We start from the raw sequence: 16,669 nt of genomic DNA, 5'->3' as shown, positions 1-16,669 counted from the left end.
TTGTAAATAAGGTGTAAATTTATCGCAAACATTGTACTATGAACCCATCGGCACAAGGTTGGATAAAAAAACTACTTTTACACGTTTCTAAAAACAGGGCTTTTTTAGACTTAAAAGAGACCAATTTTTACGCAGCACTACGTGCTTCTGGGTTTATTTATGGGAGCAATTTAAAATTGGTAATAGATTTAGATATTAACAATGTGCTTTCTGAAGAAGAATTATCTAAAACCAATTTACTTTTAGCGCTTTTATTTACGCACCATAAATCTAAATCTGAAGTTGACTTTATTGACAGCGTTATTAATTTTTACACTGAAATTAACGAACTAAAAACATCTTTTTTTCAAGAACTTTTAGGTGGTAAAAAATCTAGTGAACAGTTAGAAAAAATTATACACAAGCGCATACAAATTGATGCCAATGTACTCACCAAAAACTTCAAATATTTTATTATAAATGCCCTTTTGTATATTGATGTTTTAGCCTATCAGGAATACCTTAAAAAGCAATCTATTTCTATAGAATATTTAAAAAACTTAGAAGCCTCTATAGAATCTATTATTTTAAATGTATTAAATTCTAAAGCCAAAATAAACACCTATGACAGTAGTTTAATTAAGCTTTTAGAATCGTCTTTTCGTTATCATAACAGCAATCCGTTAGAGTACGCTAATGCTATTAAAAACATAAAATCTAACCTTGAAAAAAGTTACCTTTTAGATTTAGCTTGTATGGCCACTTGGACCGATAAAAAAATTGATAAAAGCGAACAACGTTTTTTAATTAAACTAGGTACCGATTTAGAGATTGCAAAAGACAGAATAAAAGAATCTATAAGTTCTATCAACCTATTTTACTCATTAAACAAAAACAATATTGCACTATTGAGCTCTAAAAACATTGTACAGAGTTTTTATAACAACTCTAGTAAAATGGTAACAAAGCTTATAAAAAGAAACAGCAAACGCCTATACCAAGAGTTAAAAGATAGCAAAGAACTCATGGTATTATTAACACAATCTACCGTAAGAGATTTAAATGAAGAGGAGCAAAAAAAAGTACAAGACCAATTGCTAGATATTTTTAAATCTATACCAAGTTTAGCTATTTTTATGCTACCTGGTGGCGCTTTGTTATTGCCTTTAGTTGTAAAGTTTATACCTAAATTACTACCCTCTGCTTTTGATGAAAACCGAATTGATGATTAGTATTTGCTAACTTGATTTTGTACGAAAAATTAGCTGCTTTCGTTTAACGTTGGATATAAGTTATTAAAACGACGTATATTCCTAAGTTGTGCTGCATTTGAATTACTCGTCATCTACAACCTCTGAGTATGTTGTTGGTTCGTTTCCACCAGAAGATTTTTTTCCTCTGTTTAAACCGACAAAATAACCGCCAATTGCAGACGGTAGAACATAAGTCATTACTTTCAGTACAGAAACAATTATCGCAATATTATCTGTATAAATACAGCCACCTACAAAGGCAGCCATTAGTATCAAAATGACAATAGTTAACCAAAAACCATATTTCATAAAAAGAGTCATTTGCTCTCTTTGTTCTTTACGGTCTTCCTTTTGAGCTTCTAAAGCCTTACAACCATAAGCAAAAGCATTTTGCTCATTTAGCTTCTTTAACTCAATTTCTTGAGTTGCATTATCGAGTTCTTTGCTTTGGTTTTCTAAAAACTGGGTTACTAAATCTAATGGAGGCTTTGAATTATTACCATTATTGCGGTTGGAGGCTTGATTTTTTGCCATATTTTATTTGCGCTTTACTGTAACTTCAACTGAACCAAAATTATTTGAACCAATTCTTGGAGGGTTGATTTTAACGGATTTAATAGATTTTTTATTTCTCTTAAAAAAGCTAACAAACGAATCAAATTCATAAAAAATCCTTTTAGAAGAATCAAACTGAACAGGATATTTCATGTTTTTAACAGCATTCATATTTTGAAAGTTTTTGCAAATGTATGTAATAAATATATAAAATTAACTGAATTAATAAAAACGCAACTCAACAATGTATATAAAAACAGCTAATTTTATGCCAAACGTATGTTAAGTCATATATTTTAACGCTATTTTAGTCGGAAAAGTATGTGTTTATTTACACGCTACTTTTCATATACAAGTCACGCTAAACAAAATTCCACCCTACTCCAACCACGCTTTAAAATCTTTTACCCGTTCTCTGGCTACAATAACATCTTGTTCTTTATATGAATTTAGTTTTATTTGTAAACGCGAGTTGGTATAACTTACCATATCTTTAATGGCATTAATGTTTACATAAAACTTTCGGTTTATACGGAAAAAGGTTTGAGGTTCTAACTCGTCATCTAACTGGTCTAGAGTTTTGTCTAGCAAATAGTTTCGACCTTCGGTAGTATATAAATAGGTGCCTTTGTTTTCGCTATAAACACACTCTATATCATCTACATTAATAAGTTTTAAATGCTGCCCTACTTTTACTGAAAAACGTTTTTTATACTCTCTTTCTAAAGGATTTATTAGTAGCTTTTTTATGTCGGAAAAATCTAAAGTTACAGCTTCTACTTTTGGAGTACGTTCTTGGTATTTTTTTACAGCAATTTCTAGTTCTTCTTTATCAATAGGTTTTAACAAATAATCTATACTGTTTAGCTTAAAGGCTTGTAATGCATATTCATCATAGGCTGTTGTAAAAATTATAGCCGACTTAATATCTATGGTTTCAAATATTTCAAACGATAAACCATCACTTAATTGAATATCTAAAAATATTAAATCTGGGTGTTCATTGTTTTGAAACCAAGCAATAGATTCTTCAACAGAATGCAACATGGTTTTTGCTTCAATTCCTAAATTACCTAGCATACGTTGTAGGCGTCTTGCTGATGGTTTTTCGTCTTCAATTATTAGTACTTTCATCATCTTAATTTACTCCCAAATAGTTGTTTCTTCGTCGGTTTCGTTTTCTAAAAATTCTTTCATTTTTTTGTCTTCCCAATCTTTTTTAAAGATGGTTTTTCCTTTTAATGCATACCTACCATGTAGTATTATAAAAATGGTCCAAGCACCTATGATTATAGAATTAAACCAAGTAAAAAAATCGGCATATGGGTTATTTACATCTAAAATATATATGTTATACAAAAGTAGCGCTACTAAAATAATGTACCCTACTAAATGGTAATAGAAAATTTTAATGTTCCTTACCCTTTCTTTGGCTTTAAGGTACTGATCTTTTTTGTTTTTTTGTGAACTCATTGTTATTCGTATTTATCGGTGAACTCTTCTTTTTCCATGAACTCTCTAATTTTTCTATCTTCCCAAGACTTACTAAAAATTAGGTTTTTCCCAAAAACTGAAAGCGCATGAAAACCTAAACCTATACCCCAAAAAAGAGGTGTTGCTAGTGTACCGAAGTGAAAAATATTATCTTCTGTGTTAGATACTATCATGATAAGAATAAAAACATTTACCACAATATACCAGAAGGTATGCCAATAAAAGCCTTTAAGTTCTTTAAGACGTTTTTGAGCTCTTAAATAAGCTTCTTCCTTTTTATAATCTAGTTGTTTCATAAGGCTATTTTTTTTTAGTTCCAACGGTTACTTTTTTCTTCCTCTCTCATAAATTCTTCTATTTTGCGTTTTTCCCAATTTCTGCCAAAAGCACCATTATTTACAAAAACTCTAAAAGCTTGAATACCTAAACCTATTCCCCACCCAAACATAGGAAACCAAAACCATTGAAATCCCCAGTAAGTTTTATAATTAATAAATATTAAAAATGGTATTACAAAAATGTATGCTACTAGGCTGTAATAAAACCCTTTAAGCTCTTCTACATGATTACGAGCTCTTAAGTAACTGTCGTCTATATTGTTTGATGTTGTTGTTCTTTTCATGACTGATATTTGTTTTGTAAGCATTGGTATAGCTACTAAAAACTTTGATGTTTCTTTTACTATATCTACTTTTCTCTCTGTTAATAAATTATAGCGCTGTACAATGTTGGCTAAACCTACTCCACTACTCTTTTTTACTATTTGCTTGGGTTGTAAATTGTTTTCTACAACCAAATAACCATTGTCTTCATAAATTTTAATATGAAGCGGTTTACTAGAGGTTACCATATTGTGTTTTACAGCGTTTTCTAAAAGCAATTGTAATGATAATGGTACTACTTTACTTTCTGGATTATTGGCTTTTTCTGGAAGCGTAAAAACAATACTATCTTCAAAGCGCATTTTAAGTAAAGACATGTATGTTTTTGCAAATTTTAACTCTTCATCAACAGATACTAATTCTTTATTTTTTTGTTCTAAAACGTAACGATATACTTTTGAAAGCGATGTTGTAAAATCTTGTGCCTTATCTGGATTTTCCTCTATTAAACTTGTTAAAACATTTAAACTGTTAAACAAAAAATGGGGGTCTAACTGGTTTTTTAAAGCATCAAACTTTGCACTAGCTGTACCTGCAATTACCTTTTGTTCTTTAATTCTATTTTGCTGGTACTTATTGTAGAAATAAATAACATGAAAAATAACCACAATAGTTAGTGTTACCCATAATCCAAACTTGTAATTATTAAAAGATTGATTTGCTAAAAACTCTTGAAATGTTATACCTCTTAGTGTTATTGAAATTATTAAATCTAGTACAAACAAACATAATAAGGTAATAATTGTGGCGCCTAAAATGCCAAGAATAACACGCTTTACAGCATTCTTTCGTTTCCATTGCCTACTTTCCATATACTGAAAAAAGTACATGTTAGAAAAGCCAATTATAAAAGCATAGAGTTGATAAATTACAAAGCTTAACAGAAAATCTTCAGTACTTTCATAATAAAATCCGTTAGAAAGAAAACTTCCTACTATAAATATCATAATACCAATTATGAAAGAAGTGATTATATTTTTAACGAGATTTTTCATTGTTAAGCTTCTTATTAACTAAATTATTTTTGGCAAGATTTTAATAACATTTCAGCACGCTCTTTTCCCCAATTAGGATGAAATGCAGTTTCTGGTTTAAAATTAGCAAAAAGTTCTAAGGCCTTTTCTAAATCTTTACAAAATACCGATGTGTCTTGACCAAAAAAGCGCGCTCCACCAATATTCCATTCGGCTTCACAATAAATCACCCTTGGATTATTGGGGTCTATAGCCTTTGCCTTTGCGTATTGCTCTACAACTTTAGGAGACATGGTCATACCGTAATTAGCACCATCAAAAGCTACCCAAGCGGTATATAGCAAAGCTTGCATTACCATAATTTCTGGATTGTTTTTTGAAATAGCTGTAGCATCATTAATAAAATCTTGAGCCTTTTTAAGTTGCGCCGTTATTTTTTCTTTATCCTTTTCACCAAAACTACTTAAAATATTTACTTGAGCAGCATAATAAGGTGGTAACCAATTATCGGCTTCTGCTGTAGCTATACGTTCAAATAAATTAGAAGCTTCGGTAGGGTTACCACTACTCCAAATTTCAAAGGCTTTGTTCATACCTTTTTCATAGTTAGTTTGAGATTGTACAAATCCTGAAACTAAAATTGTAGCAATAATAATTAAATGTTTCATGTGTTTAAAGTTTTAAATTGTTAACTGTTCGTTTTTTAATTGTGGTTCAAATATCCTACTTAAACCAAGGGTTTTAAAAAGTGAATGACCGAACTGTTATTTTATTAAGACGAACTGTAAACACACCTACTAAAACAAAAAACCAAGAAATATAATTAAATACCTCTTGGTTCCCCACATTGATATAAAGAAATCTATTTACAGTCCCTCATATTTGAAAAATATAGGTACAGCATAAGATACTTTAACTGGTTTGCCTCTTTGTTTACCAGGTTGCATTTGTGGTAACAATCCTATAATACGTTCTGCTTCTTTTTCTAATAGTTTATCTGGACCTCTAGAACGTATTCCGGTTACATAACCTTTAGAATCTATCATAAAAATTACAGATACTCTTCCTTGTATACCTAACTCTAATGCAGCTTCTGGGTAAGTAAAATGTTTTACAACATGTTCTTGAATTTTCTTTTGAAAACATGCTTTTGTTTTTGCTTTAGATAAACCCTCGCAGCCTGGAAATACTGGTACATCTTCAATTACAGCAAAGGCTACTTGTACATCTTCTTCAACTTCTTCAACTTCAACATCACTTACATCTACTACTACATCAGCAATAGCATCTTCTTGAGTAATTTCTGTACTCTCTATAATGGTTTCTTCAACCTCTACAGCATCTTCTACAATTTGCAAATTTTCTTGTATTGAAACTGGAGGTGGTGGAGGTGGTGGCGGTGCAATTTGATTTACAATTGGAATTTCTTCTTCAAATTCACTTTCTACCTCTACTACATCGATAGATACAACCTCTTTATCGTAGGTCTTGAACTCTAACATTCGCCACGAAAGAAGTAACATCAAATTAAGACCAATAGCAAAATACAAGCTGCTATTACGGCCTATCTCTACGTTTGGATTCTTTTTTGGTTTCATGACTCTAATATTTATACCTTGAAGTTATGATTTTAAACCATAAAAAACTATGATAAATATCATGTTAATTAGAGACTAACCATATAAAATTCACTCAAGCAAAAACCACATAAACACTTGATTTTAAACCTATAAACCCAATTATTATTTTTTTGTATTATCGCTGCAACCTTCCAGAAATATTGCCTTCTAATATAGCCGTAACATCTTTTACAGAGGCTAAATTAACATCGCCTTCATAAGTGTGTTTTAAGGCACATGCAGCACTGGCAAACTCCATAGCTTTATAGTCATCGTAATTTTGTAGCCCGTAAATTAAACCTCCTGCAAACGCATCGCCTGTACCTATGCGGTCTACAACATGTGTAATATCTAAATCTTCAGTTTCTCTAAACTCAACACCATTCCACATTCTTGCACGTATTTTATGCCATGATGAATTTACAGAAGTTCTAATTTTATCAAACACTTTTTCTATAGAAGGAAACGTTTGCATTAACTCTTTAGAGGCTTTAATAAAATCTTCATTTGAATAAGAATAATTAGTACCTAGCACTTCATTAATTTCATTAATTCCTCCAATAAAAATTGTTGAAAGTTGTAACAGTTCTGTTAATGCTTCTTTAGGGTTTTTACCGTATTTCCACAATCCACTTCTGTATGTAGGGTCTGCAGAAACGGTCATTCCGCGTTCTCTAGCAAGTGTTAAGCCTTCTTTTAAAATATCAAAAGCAGCTTGAGATAATGCCGGTGTAATTCCTGTCCAATGAAACCACTCACCTTTTCTTAAAGCTTTTTCCCAATTAACCATATCTGGTTTTATTTCAGAAAAAGCAGAATGCGACCGATTGTATGAAATTGCACTGGGGCGCATTACAGCACCTATTTCTAAAAAATACACACCTAATGGCCGTTTAGATAACGCTATTGATGACGTACTTACTCCAAATTTATTAATATATGCTATAGCGGTTTCGCCTATAAAATCATCAGAAACAACACTTATGTGTTTTACTTTCCCTCCAAAATTGGCTATAGAAATACCAACGTTTAATTCTGTTCCGCCAAAAAAGAATTCAATAACGTTAGACTGCATAAACTTCTTTTTACCCCTAGGTGAAATACGCATTAAAACCTCACCAAATGTTATTACTTGACCCATTAAAAATTATTTTTAGTTTTTGTTTTGCAAGATACTAAGGACAACTAAAAAAAGTACAGAAATATCTAAAAATTGGTTAACCAATTTGTTAATTATATTACAATTCAGAAATATAATAGCTAATCTGCCCCAAAATTAGTTAATAACTCCTAATAACTCTGCTATGTTAAAAATACCGAAATTCATATTTTGCGTTGTTAAAAATGAAGGAACATAAATGAAAGTTTGTATTGCTGAAAAACCAAGTGTAGCTAGAGAAATTGCTTCTGTTTTAGGTGCTAAGACCAAACACGATGGTTATTTTGAAGGCAACGGGTATGCCGTAACCTACACTTTTGGGCATTTATGCACCCTTAAAGAACCGGTAGATTACAAACCCTATTGGAAAAGTTGGGATTTAAACAACCTACCCATGCTACCCGAAAAATTTGAAGTAAAAGTAGTCTCTAATTCGGGCATAAAAAAACAATTTAATATTGTTAAAAGTTTATTTGAAAAAGCCGATGTTGTTATAAACTGCGGTGATGCCGGACAAGAAGGAGAACTCATTCAACGCTGGGTAATGAATGAAGCCAATTATAAAGGTGAAGTAAAGCGTTTATGGATTTCATCTCTTACCACCGAAGCTATTAAAGAAGGGTTTGAAAATTTAAAACCCGCCTCTGATTACGATAATTTATATTACGCTGGTTTTTCTCGCGCTATTGGCGATTGGTTATTAGGCATTAACGCCACAAGATTATACACAGTAAAACACGGTGGTTATAAGCAAGTCTTATCGGTTGGTAGAGTACAAACTCCAACCCTAGCCATGGTAGTTAACCGGTTTAAAGAAATTGAAAACTTTAAACCTGTACCCTATTGGGAACTACAAACTAAATACAGAGATACGCTTTTTAGCTATGAAGAAGGTAGGTTTTTTAAAAAAGAAGACGGGCAAATTTTAGCCGATAAAGTTAAAGAGAGTGATTTTGAAATTGTATCTATAACCAAAAAGAAAGGTAAAGAATACGCCCCAAAACTATTTGATTTAACAGGATTACAAGTATATTGCAATACCAAATTTGGCTTATCTGCAGATGATACACTTAAAATTGTTCAAGGTTTATATGAACAAAAAGTTGTAACCTACCCCAGAGTTGATACCACTTTTTTACCAAATGATATTTACCCAAAAGTTGAAGGTATTTTAAAAAAACTAACCAGTTACTCGCATTTAACACAACCACTACTTGGTAAAAAAATAAAAAAATCTGCTAAGGTTTTTAACGATAAAAAAGTAACAGATCACCACGCCATAATTCCAACAGGAATACAAACAAGGTTGCAAGCAAATCAGCAACAAGTTTATGATATTATTGTAAGGCGTTTTATTGCCGTTTTTTATGATGATTGTTCTGTTGCCAACACCAACGTAATTGGTAAAGCAGCCAATGTTTCTTTTAAAACCACTGGTAAAGAAATTTTAGATAAAGGGTGGCGCGTGGTATTTGAATCTCCTAACATTAAAGACAAAGAACCTAATATTTTACCTACGTTTGAAAAAGGCGAAAAAGGTCCGCATGAACCTTCGTTTTTAGAAAAACAAACCAAACCACCCAATCAGTTTACAGAAGCTTCATTGTTACGCGCTATGGAAACAGCAGGAAAGCAAGTTGATGATGAAGAAATGCGCGATTTAATGAAAGAGAATGGTATTGGAAGACCTTCTACCAGAGCCAATATTATAGAAACGCTTTTTAAAAGAAAATATATAAAGCGAAATAAAAAACAAGTATTACCCACAGAAACAGGTATACAACTAATTGATACCATTCAAAATGACTTATTAAAATCTGCTGAATTAACAGGACGTTGGGAAAAACAATTAAAAGATATTGAAAAAGGCAAGTTTAGTGCAGGCGCTTTTATAAAAAACATGAAACGCATGGTAGATGCTTTAGTATATGAAGTACGTAGTGAAACCAAACGTGCCAACATATCGTACGAAGCTAATGCCAAAAAAAATAAAGCTAAACCTAAAAAAAACACTGGTATTACAAATGAAACTTGCCCTAAATGTAAAACTGGCAAGCTACTAAAAGGCAAAACAGCCTATGGTTGTAGCAATTACAAAAACGGGTGTAATTTTACACTGCCTTTTAAAGTTCACGACAAAAAAATATCAGAAAAACAGTTTATACGATTGCTTCAAAAAGGAAGTACAGTTAATTTAAAAGGCTTTAAAACAGAAGCAGGAACTGTTGAAGGTTTATTACGTTTTGATGATAATTTTCAATTAAAACTTGAACCTAAAAAAACATCTGCTAAAGCAAAAACCAAAGAAAACACATGTCCTAAATGCAAAAAAGGAACCATTGTAAAAGGAAAAACTGCCTATGGTTGTAGTAACTATAAATCAGGGTGTGATTTTAAAGTAACTTTTGATGTGGTTAGAAGTAAAATTAACGGACAAAAAGCCACCAAAGAATTGGTTTACAAAATTTTAAATGACAACTACTAGCAACCACAAACACTATATTATTTATAAACCTTACGGGTATTTAAGCCAGTTTAAAAGTCACGATTCTAAACAACAACGTAAACGTTTTTTAGGAGAATTATATGATTTTCCTGAAGGTATTATGGCTATTGGTAGGCTAGATGAAAAATCTGAAGGTTTATTGCTACTTACTACTGATGGAAAAATGAGCGACTTTATTAATAGTCAAAAAGTTGAAAAAGAATACTACGCACTAGTTGATGGTGATATAACTTTAAATGCTATTGAAAAATTACAATCTGGTGTAAAAATTGGTTTTAATGGTAAAAAGTACCTCACTAAACCCTGTAAAGCTTTTAAACTTAATGAAAGTCCGCAATTACCTGTTCGATCTAAAAAAATAAGAGATGCCAGACATGGACCAACAAGTTGGATTTCTATAACCTTAAAAGAAGGTAAGTTTAGGCAGGTACGCAAAATGACATCGGCAGTTGGGTTTCCTACCCTACGTTTAGTGCGCGTAAGAGTTGGCAATATTTACTTAAAAAACATGCAGGTTGGTGATGTTATAGAGGTAGCTGACTTTTGCGTTAGGGATTGAAGCAAACTACCGTGTAGTGCGGAAAGCCCGACCCGATAGGGGAACGCCCAAATAATTATACTTCTAATTTTTTTAGTTCTTTATAATTTTTGTTTAAACGCTTTAAAAGTAGCCCGTAAATAAGCCTATAAAACAACCATATTACCAGAATTAAAATTCCTGTAAAAACTGCGGTTACGGCTATTAAAATCATCATACCTTTATCGCCTGTATTTTCTAGAAATTCTATAGCATTAGGGTCTGTATGAAAGGAATAATATACCCCAATAATCATAGAAATACCAACCATAATTAAGTTATACAAAACGTAGTATTTTATAATTTTTCTGGTTCTTATAATGCTTTTCATTAAGCGTTTGGCATTATCTGTAACCGAAATGGATTTGTATGATTTATACAACAAGTAAATAAATAGAAGAATTACGGCATAACCAAATATGGTTAGCCCTACCATAAGCGTATCTGAGTACACGGTATCTAATCTTGCTTTGTAGGTATCTGATACAAAGTAAGGTATAGAGTTTACCAAAATCCAAAAGAATAGTTCTGCTACACTTATATAGAACAATAGTTTTACTATTGATGATGATTTTTTATGTAACATAGGCAAGATATCTTTAGCCGATAGCTTACTAGACACTTCTTGCTTATTCCAATCTTTCTTTAATAAATCTAATCCATCCATATATCTTAAGGATTTAAAATGGTTCTTAGTTTCTTTTTAATTCTGTTCATTTTCACGCGGGCATTTACTTCACTAATTCCCATAGTTTCACTTATTTCCCTATAATCTTTGTCTTCTAGATACAAGAAAACAAGTGCTTTCTCAATATCATTTAATTGGTGTACTGCTTTGTATAGTATTTTAAGTTGTTGTTCTTCGGTATCATCATAATCTTCAGATTTCATTTTAAAAGCTACTCCATCAAAATCTTGAGTACTTATAGTTCTTTTAGATTTTCTGTATAATGTAATAGCCGTATTAAGCGCTACTCTATACATCCAGGTACTAAATTTAGAATCACCACGAAACTTAGGGTATGCTTTCCAAAGTTGAATGGTTATTTCTTGAAACAAATCGTTATGTGCATCGTAGTTATTAGTATACAACCTGCAAACTTTGTGCACAATATTCTGATGCTTTTCAAGTAATTCTACAAAATTTTGTTCTGTTTCGCTTTTCAATGTGATGGTTTGGTTACTACTGTTAGTAGTTATATTTTTTAAAATGTTACAAGGCTATGAAAATAATATTAAAATTTCAATTCATCCATAAGATTTTACAATTGGGTAGGTTTCAATTTTTAATTAAGCGGTTCTGTTTCACTTTTGTGGCATCAATTAAAAAACAACAGATTAACAAACCACATTATGAAACAACTAACCATTATTTTAATTAGTTTAATTAGCTTTCAATTTCAGGCGCAAACCGAAATAAACGGAAAAGTTTACAATGCCAAAAAACAACCTATTACGGGAGCAAATATTTATATTGAAGGCACTTATGACGGAAGCACCTCTGATGAATCTGGTAGCTTTTCTTTTAAAACTACAGAAACTGGCACTAAAACGTTAGTTGTTTCATACGTATCTTATGAAACTTACAGAATGGTTGGAGATGTGTCTTACATGAAAGATTTAACTATTACACTAAGAGAAGATGTAAACACCTTAGATGCCGTTGTATTATCTGCAGGTACGTTTGCCGCAGGCGATAATAGTAAAGTAAATGTTTTAAAACCGCTAGATGTAGTTACTACCGCTAGTGCCATGGGCGATTTTGTTGGAGCACTACAAACCTTACCAGGAACCTCAACAGTATCAGAAGACGGACGCTTATTTGTGCGTGGTGGCGATGCTAATGAAACTCAAATTTTTATTGATGGTATTCGTGTTTTTACACCCTATACTCCAACCACTAATAACACACCTACACGCGGACGTTACTCGCCTTTTTTATTTGATGGTATAACCTTTTCTACCGGAGGATATTCTGCCGAATTTGGGCAGGCACTCTCAAGCGTATTATTACTTAACACTATTGATGAACCAGACCAAGAAAAAACAGACATTGGTATTATGAGTGTTGGAGCCACTTTAGGAAACACCCAAAAATGGAAAAAAAGTTCTTTAAGTGTTAATGCTTCATACATTAATTTAGCGCCGTATATGGCTCTGTTTCCTGATAGAAACGATTGGAAAAAACCTTTTGAAACCGTTTCTGGCGAAGCCGTATTTAGACAGAAAACCGATAACGGACTATTTAAATTATACGGTGCTTTTGATGCTTCTAATTTTGAATTAACTCAAGATGATATTAATTATGATGATGGCATACATTTTAAACTAAATAATAATAACATTTATATTAATGGGTCTTACAATGGAAAGTTAAATAGTACTTGGAGCTTTTTTAGCGGTTTAAGTTATACCCGTGCCAACAACAGTTCTAGTTTTGATGTGAATGATGTGGATAACACCGAAAATTCATTACACACTAAAATGAAGTTTAAAAACCGTATTAGCAACCGCTTTAAACTCTATTTTGGAGCCGAATATTTTGCTACAGATTTTGAAGAAACTTTTAAAAACACATCGGTTGATATAGAAAACTACGGATACAACAATAACATTGCTGCTGCTTTTGCAGAAGCTGATATTTTTATTTCAAAACAATTAGCCTTTAAAACAGGGTTAAGAGCAGAATACAGTGAGGTTTTTAAAGATTTAACTGTAGCACCTAGATTGTCGTTAGCCTACAAAACCTCTGGTAAGAGTCAGTTATCATTAGCTTATGGAAACTTTTACCAAAACCCATCAAGTGAGATTTTAAAATTTGAACAAAACCTAAGCCCTCAAAATACTTCGCATTATATTTTAAACTACCAATACAATGCTGATAATAGAATTTTTAGAGCTGAAGCCTACTATAAAAAATATGATAATTTAGTAAAGTATGATACCGATTTTGCCAGTTTAGACAGTAATTTTAATAATAATGGCGATGGTTTTGCAAAAGGTATTGATTTCTTTTGGAGAGACAGCAACACTATTAAAAATTTCGATTATTGGGTGAGCTATTCATTTCTAGACACTAAACGAAATTATAATAACTACACTATAGAGGCACAACCTAATTTTGCCAACAAGCACAACCTATCTGTTGTTGGGAAATATTGGGTAAATAAATGGCGCAGTCAAATAGGTTTTAGTTATGGGCACGCTTCTGGTAGAACTTATACTAACCCCAATAAATCTGGGTTTTTAAACGAAAAAACCAAAGCTTTTAATAGTTTAAGTTTAAATTGGGCTTATTTAATTTCGCCTCAAAAAATATTGTACGCCTCTGTAAACAATGCGTTAGGGTTTAAAAACATTAATGGATATCAATATGCCAATACCCCAGACACAAGCGGTCATTTTAGCAGACGCGCCCTAAAACCAGCAGCAGACCAATTCTTTTTTATTGGCTTCTTTTGGACTATTAGTGAAGACAAGAAAAGTAATCAATTAGACAATTTGTAAACCGAAATAACTAGCGTTTAATAGCTCCAGAAGTATCACCTTCCATAAGGCTAAGAACATTATCTAAAGATACCAAATTCACATCACCAGGAACCGTATGTTTAAGGGCACATGCAGCTGTTGCAAAACTAATAGCCTGATCATCATTATCATAATGCAACAACCCGTAAATTAAACCAGAGGCAAAGGCATCTCCTGTTCCAACCCTATCAATTATATGGGTAATATTAAGCATATCAGATTTTATATAATCTTTACCATTCCAAATTTTACCTTGAATTTGGTGGTGTGATGCACTTATGGTTCTACGGGTTTTTCTTACTACCTTTTTTATTTTTGGGTAATGTTCCATTAATTCTTTAGCCGATTTTTGAAACTTCTTACCTGGTTCGCCAAAACCAAACATTTCTTGTATACCTCTACTACTAGTAATAACTACATCACAATTTTGAGCTAATTCTGGAATTACTTCCTGCATAGTTTTACCGTAATTCCACATGTTTTTACGTGAATTAATGTCGCCCGATACAGGAATTCCCATTTTGTTGGCAGTTTTAATAGCATCAAGGCAAGATTGGGCTGCTCCTTCAGAAATGGCAGGTGTAATCCCCGTCCAATGAAACCAATCGGCATCTTTTAACACATGCTCCCAATTAATCATTTCTGGTTTAATTAATGAAAAGGCAGAGCCTTCTCTTTCATAAATAACTTCACTAGGTCTATGTACTGCTCCTTTTTCTAAAAAGTATTTACCCATCATTTTATCACCATAAAAAACATGTTCTGTACTTAACCAATGTTTACGTAAAAATTGGGTAGCCGCTTTACCAAGAGCATTATCTGGAAAGCGAGTAACATGAGCTGCTTTCATACCAAGATAAGCACATGAAATAGCTACATTGGCTTCTCCACCACCATATACTAATTCAAAAGATGAGGCTTGAGAAAATTTAGAATATCCAGGGGGTGATAAACGCATCATAACTTCACCAAATGTTACAAGTTTTTTGGGCATAATCTATGTATATTAATTAGTTAGATTCTCTATTTTTTGTGCTTTAAATTTAATAATTTATGAGTCATATTCTACTTATAAGTATCCACCCATAATACATGGCTAATAAGGACAAAAAGAAAATACCTATATATGTTAACCACTGCATGGGTTTACTTGGTTTATATTGGGAAGGCACATCAAAACTTATAACGTTTTTAAGATTCATATAACCAACAATGGGTGCTAATACAAATGAAACTGCTGTGGCTACACCAATAATTAATCCCATATTAGCTCTAAGCGCATAAAGCATAATAAAATTAATAAAAGCTAAAAGAATAACACCTATAGCATAGTACTTTCTACCATTAAACTTTTTATGTTCTGGCATTAGCTTTTCAACAATATCAATACCAACCCGTGCAATAGCATCGTGAGCCGTTAAACAGGTACTAAACATGGTTGCAAAAGCAGCTACAGTAATAAAAACATAAGACCAACTACCTATATGTGTTGTAAACAGTTGTATAACTTGGTCTGCAAAGGTTACGGCATTACCACTTAATTCTGTTCCCGAACCAAAAAGTGTCATACAACCAATTATGAGAAAGAAAATAGCAAGTAATGTTGTTATTAAATAACCAGAATTAAATTCCTGAAGCGCTTCTTTTAGTGAAGGTTTTTCATTATTAATTCTATACTTTTCGGCACTCCAAAGACTTATCCAACTGCTTGCTTCTACAGCAGTGGGCATCCATCCAATTAAAGTAACAAGGAAAAGCACTCCCAATTCATCAAAAATTTGTGGTGGTTTAAAATTTGAAACAGGATTTATTGGTCCTTCATTAATAACCAACACTGTAGTAATTAATAAAGCTACAAACAAAATAGGCGTTATATACTTTAAGGTAGTTTCTAATAGTTTATACTTTCCAATAATTAAAATCACACTATTAAAAACAAATAATAAAAGGGTTACTGTAATAATTGAAAGGCTTTCAACACCTAAAAGATTAGTTATAAGACCAGCTGTAATTAAGCAAAGTGCTGCTGGTGTTGCTATTGATGTAGCTAATGTAATAAATGCGTATAACCATAAATACCCTTTACCTCTATTTTTATAACCTTCAATGATACTTTTTCCTGTGGTATTGGTGTACCGTATTCCAAATTCAAAAAAGGGATATTTAAAAAAGTTGGCTAAAATGATAGGAATTATCATAAGCCAGCCATATTTAGCGCCAGCTTTAGTTGAAAGTACTAAATGTGATGTACCAATAGCCATACTTGCAAACAACAGCCCTGGTCCCAGGTTTTTAAGCAGGCTTTTAAATTTAGACATTGTGGTTGGTTTAGTCTGTTGGTATTTTCTAATTTCAGTTTTTTA

General features: G+C 32.2%; 16 protein-coding genes. 4 read left to right on the top strand and 12 right to left on the bottom strand.

Features of this window, described 5'->3' with window-relative positions; all coding sequences use genetic code 11:
• The first annotated feature begins 38 nt into the window (after positions 1-38).
• Positions 39-1,211, top strand: coding sequence for an LETM1-related biofilm-associated protein (locus tag BWZ22_RS10850; protein ID WP_076699966.1), 1,173 nt, complete (start codon positions 39-41; stop codon positions 1,209-1,211).
• Between the two features lie 102 nt (positions 1,212-1,313).
• Here BWZ22_RS10850 and BWZ22_RS10845 read toward each other — a convergent pair whose 3' ends face one another.
• The 8 genes from BWZ22_RS10845 to BWZ22_RS10805 form a co-directional block, all read right to left on the bottom strand.
• Positions 1,314-1,766, bottom strand: coding sequence for a hypothetical protein (locus BWZ22_RS10845; protein ID WP_076699965.1), 453 nt, complete (start codon positions 1,764-1,766; stop codon positions 1,314-1,316).
• 399 nt (positions 1,767-2,165) lie between these two features.
• Positions 2,166-2,921: a LytTR family DNA-binding domain-containing protein gene (locus tag BWZ22_RS10835; protein ID WP_076699962.1), complete on the bottom strand. Its 756-nt coding sequence runs from the start codon at positions 2,919-2,921 to the stop codon at positions 2,166-2,168.
• Positions 2,922-2,930: 9 nt separating this feature from the next.
• Positions 2,931-3,260: a 2TM domain-containing protein gene (locus BWZ22_RS10830; protein ID WP_076699960.1), complete on the bottom strand. Its 330-nt coding sequence runs from the start codon at positions 3,258-3,260 to the stop codon at positions 2,931-2,933.
• A 2-nt stretch (positions 3,261-3,262) separates the two neighbouring features.
• Positions 3,263-3,577, bottom strand: coding sequence for a 2TM domain-containing protein (locus BWZ22_RS10825; RefSeq protein WP_076702449.1), 315 nt, complete (start codon positions 3,575-3,577; stop codon positions 3,263-3,265).
• 14 nt (positions 3,578-3,591) lie between these two features.
• The gene (locus tag BWZ22_RS10820) at positions 3,592-4,938 is read right to left on the bottom strand and encodes a histidine kinase (protein ID WP_076699959.1); all 1,347 of its coding nucleotides are present in this window, start codon (positions 4,936-4,938) and stop codon (positions 3,592-3,594) included.
• A gap of 23 nt (positions 4,939-4,961) precedes the next feature.
• Positions 4,962-5,585, bottom strand: coding sequence for a M48 family metallopeptidase (locus BWZ22_RS10815; RefSeq protein WP_076699957.1), 624 nt, complete (start codon positions 5,583-5,585; stop codon positions 4,962-4,964).
• A gap of 198 nt (positions 5,586-5,783) precedes the next feature.
• Positions 5,784-6,515, bottom strand: a complete 732-nt coding sequence (locus BWZ22_RS10810; protein WP_076699956.1) for an energy transducer TonB — start codon at positions 6,513-6,515, stop codon at positions 5,784-5,786.
• 157 nt (positions 6,516-6,672) lie between these two features.
• On the bottom strand, positions 6,673-7,677 hold the full coding sequence (locus tag BWZ22_RS10805) for a sugar kinase (protein ID WP_076699954.1): 1,005 nt from the start codon (positions 7,675-7,677) through the stop codon (positions 6,673-6,675).
• Positions 7,678-7,894: 217 nt separating this feature from the next.
• Between BWZ22_RS10805 and BWZ22_RS10800 the strand changes: the two genes are divergently transcribed.
• Positions 7,895-10,180: a type IA DNA topoisomerase gene (locus tag BWZ22_RS10800; protein WP_076699953.1), complete on the top strand. Its 2,286-nt coding sequence runs from the start codon at positions 7,895-7,897 to the stop codon at positions 10,178-10,180.
• Entirely contained in the window at positions 10,167-10,760 is a 594-nt protein-coding gene (locus BWZ22_RS10795) for a pseudouridine synthase (protein ID WP_076699951.1), read from the top strand. Before BWZ22_RS10800 ends, BWZ22_RS10795 begins: the two co-directional genes overlap by 14 nt.
• Before the next feature lie 55 nt (positions 10,761-10,815).
• On the opposite strand, the gene BWZ22_RS10790 is transcribed toward BWZ22_RS10795, so the two are convergent.
• Together BWZ22_RS10790 and BWZ22_RS10785 are read right to left on the bottom strand one after the other, a co-directional pair.
• Complete coding sequence (locus BWZ22_RS10790; RefSeq protein WP_076699950.1) at positions 10,816-11,445, bottom strand: hypothetical protein; 630 nt, start codon at positions 11,443-11,445, stop codon at positions 10,816-10,818.
• 5 nt (positions 11,446-11,450) lie between these two features.
• Entirely contained in the window at positions 11,451-11,945 is a 495-nt protein-coding gene (locus BWZ22_RS10785) for an RNA polymerase sigma factor (RefSeq protein WP_076699948.1), read from the bottom strand.
• Positions 11,946-12,131: 186 nt separating this feature from the next.
• Between BWZ22_RS10785 and BWZ22_RS10780 the strand changes: the two genes are divergently transcribed.
• Positions 12,132-14,285: a TonB-dependent receptor gene (locus tag BWZ22_RS10780; protein ID WP_076702445.1), complete on the top strand. Its 2,154-nt coding sequence runs from the start codon at positions 12,132-12,134 to the stop codon at positions 14,283-14,285.
• 10 nt (positions 14,286-14,295) lie between these two features.
• On the opposite strand, the gene BWZ22_RS10775 is transcribed toward BWZ22_RS10780, so the two are convergent.
• Both BWZ22_RS10775 and BWZ22_RS10770 read right to left on the bottom strand, forming a co-directional pair.
• Positions 14,296-15,300 (bottom strand): sugar kinase, encoded by a 1,005-nt coding sequence (locus tag BWZ22_RS10775; RefSeq protein ID WP_076699947.1) that lies wholly within the window; start codon positions 15,298-15,300, stop codon positions 14,296-14,298.
• Between the two features lie 64 nt (positions 15,301-15,364).
• Entirely contained in the window at positions 15,365-16,624 is a 1,260-nt protein-coding gene (locus tag BWZ22_RS10770; protein WP_076699945.1) for an NRAMP family divalent metal transporter, read from the bottom strand.
• Positions 16,625-16,669 lie beyond the last annotated feature (45 nt).

This window comes from Seonamhaeicola sp. S2-3 (assembly GCF_001971785.1).
Lineage (GTDB): Bacteria > Bacteroidota > Bacteroidia > Flavobacteriales > Flavobacteriaceae > Seonamhaeicola.
Note: the sequence above shows the minus strand (reverse complement) of the source record. Positions and strands in the feature narration are given on the sequence as shown.

Bases quoted from the DNA above. Each gene is read 5' to 3' on its own strand.
- BWZ22_RS10770 (WP_076699945.1), bottom strand. From the start codon at position 16,624: ATGTCTAAATTTAAAAGCCTGCTTAAAAACCTGGGACCAGGGCTGTTG.
- BWZ22_RS10825 (WP_076702449.1), bottom strand. From the start codon at position 3,577: ATGAAACAACTAGATTATAAAAAGGAAGAAGCTTATTTAAGAGCTCAA.
- BWZ22_RS10815 (WP_076699957.1), bottom strand. From the start codon at position 5,585: ATGAAACATTTAATTATTATTGCTACAATTTTAGTTTCAGGATTTGTA.
- BWZ22_RS10830 (WP_076699960.1), bottom strand. From the start codon at position 3,260: ATGAGTTCACAAAAAAACAAAAAAGATCAGTACCTTAAAGCCAAAGAA.
- BWZ22_RS10800 (WP_076699953.1), top strand. From the start codon at position 7,895: ATGAAAGTTTGTATTGCTGAAAAACCAAGTGTAGCTAGAGAAATTGCT.
- BWZ22_RS10780 (WP_076702445.1), top strand. From the start codon at position 12,132: ATGAAACAACTAACCATTATTTTAATTAGTTTAATTAGCTTTCAATTT.
- BWZ22_RS10845 (WP_076699965.1), bottom strand. From the start codon at position 1,766: ATGGCAAAAAATCAAGCCTCCAACCGCAATAATGGTAATAATTCAAAG.
- BWZ22_RS10790 (WP_076699950.1), bottom strand. From the start codon at position 11,445: ATGGATGGATTAGATTTATTAAAGAAAGATTGGAATAAGCAAGAAGTG.
- BWZ22_RS10775 (WP_076699947.1), bottom strand. From the start codon at position 15,300: ATGCCCAAAAAACTTGTAACATTTGGTGAAGTTATGATGCGTTTATCA.
- BWZ22_RS10835 (WP_076699962.1), bottom strand. From the start codon at position 2,921: ATGAAAGTACTAATAATTGAAGACGAAAAACCATCAGCAAGACGCCTA.
- BWZ22_RS10795 (WP_076699951.1), top strand. From the start codon at position 10,167: ATGACAACTACTAGCAACCACAAACACTATATTATTTATAAACCTTAC.
- BWZ22_RS10820 (WP_076699959.1), bottom strand. From the start codon at position 4,938: ATGAAAAATCTCGTTAAAAATATAATCACTTCTTTCATAATTGGTATT.
- BWZ22_RS10810 (WP_076699956.1), bottom strand. From the start codon at position 6,515: ATGAAACCAAAAAAGAATCCAAACGTAGAGATAGGCCGTAATAGCAGC.
- BWZ22_RS10805 (WP_076699954.1), bottom strand. From the start codon at position 7,677: ATGGGTCAAGTAATAACATTTGGTGAGGTTTTAATGCGTATTTCACCT.
- BWZ22_RS10850 (WP_076699966.1), top strand. From the start codon at position 39: ATGAACCCATCGGCACAAGGTTGGATAAAAAAACTACTTTTACACGTT.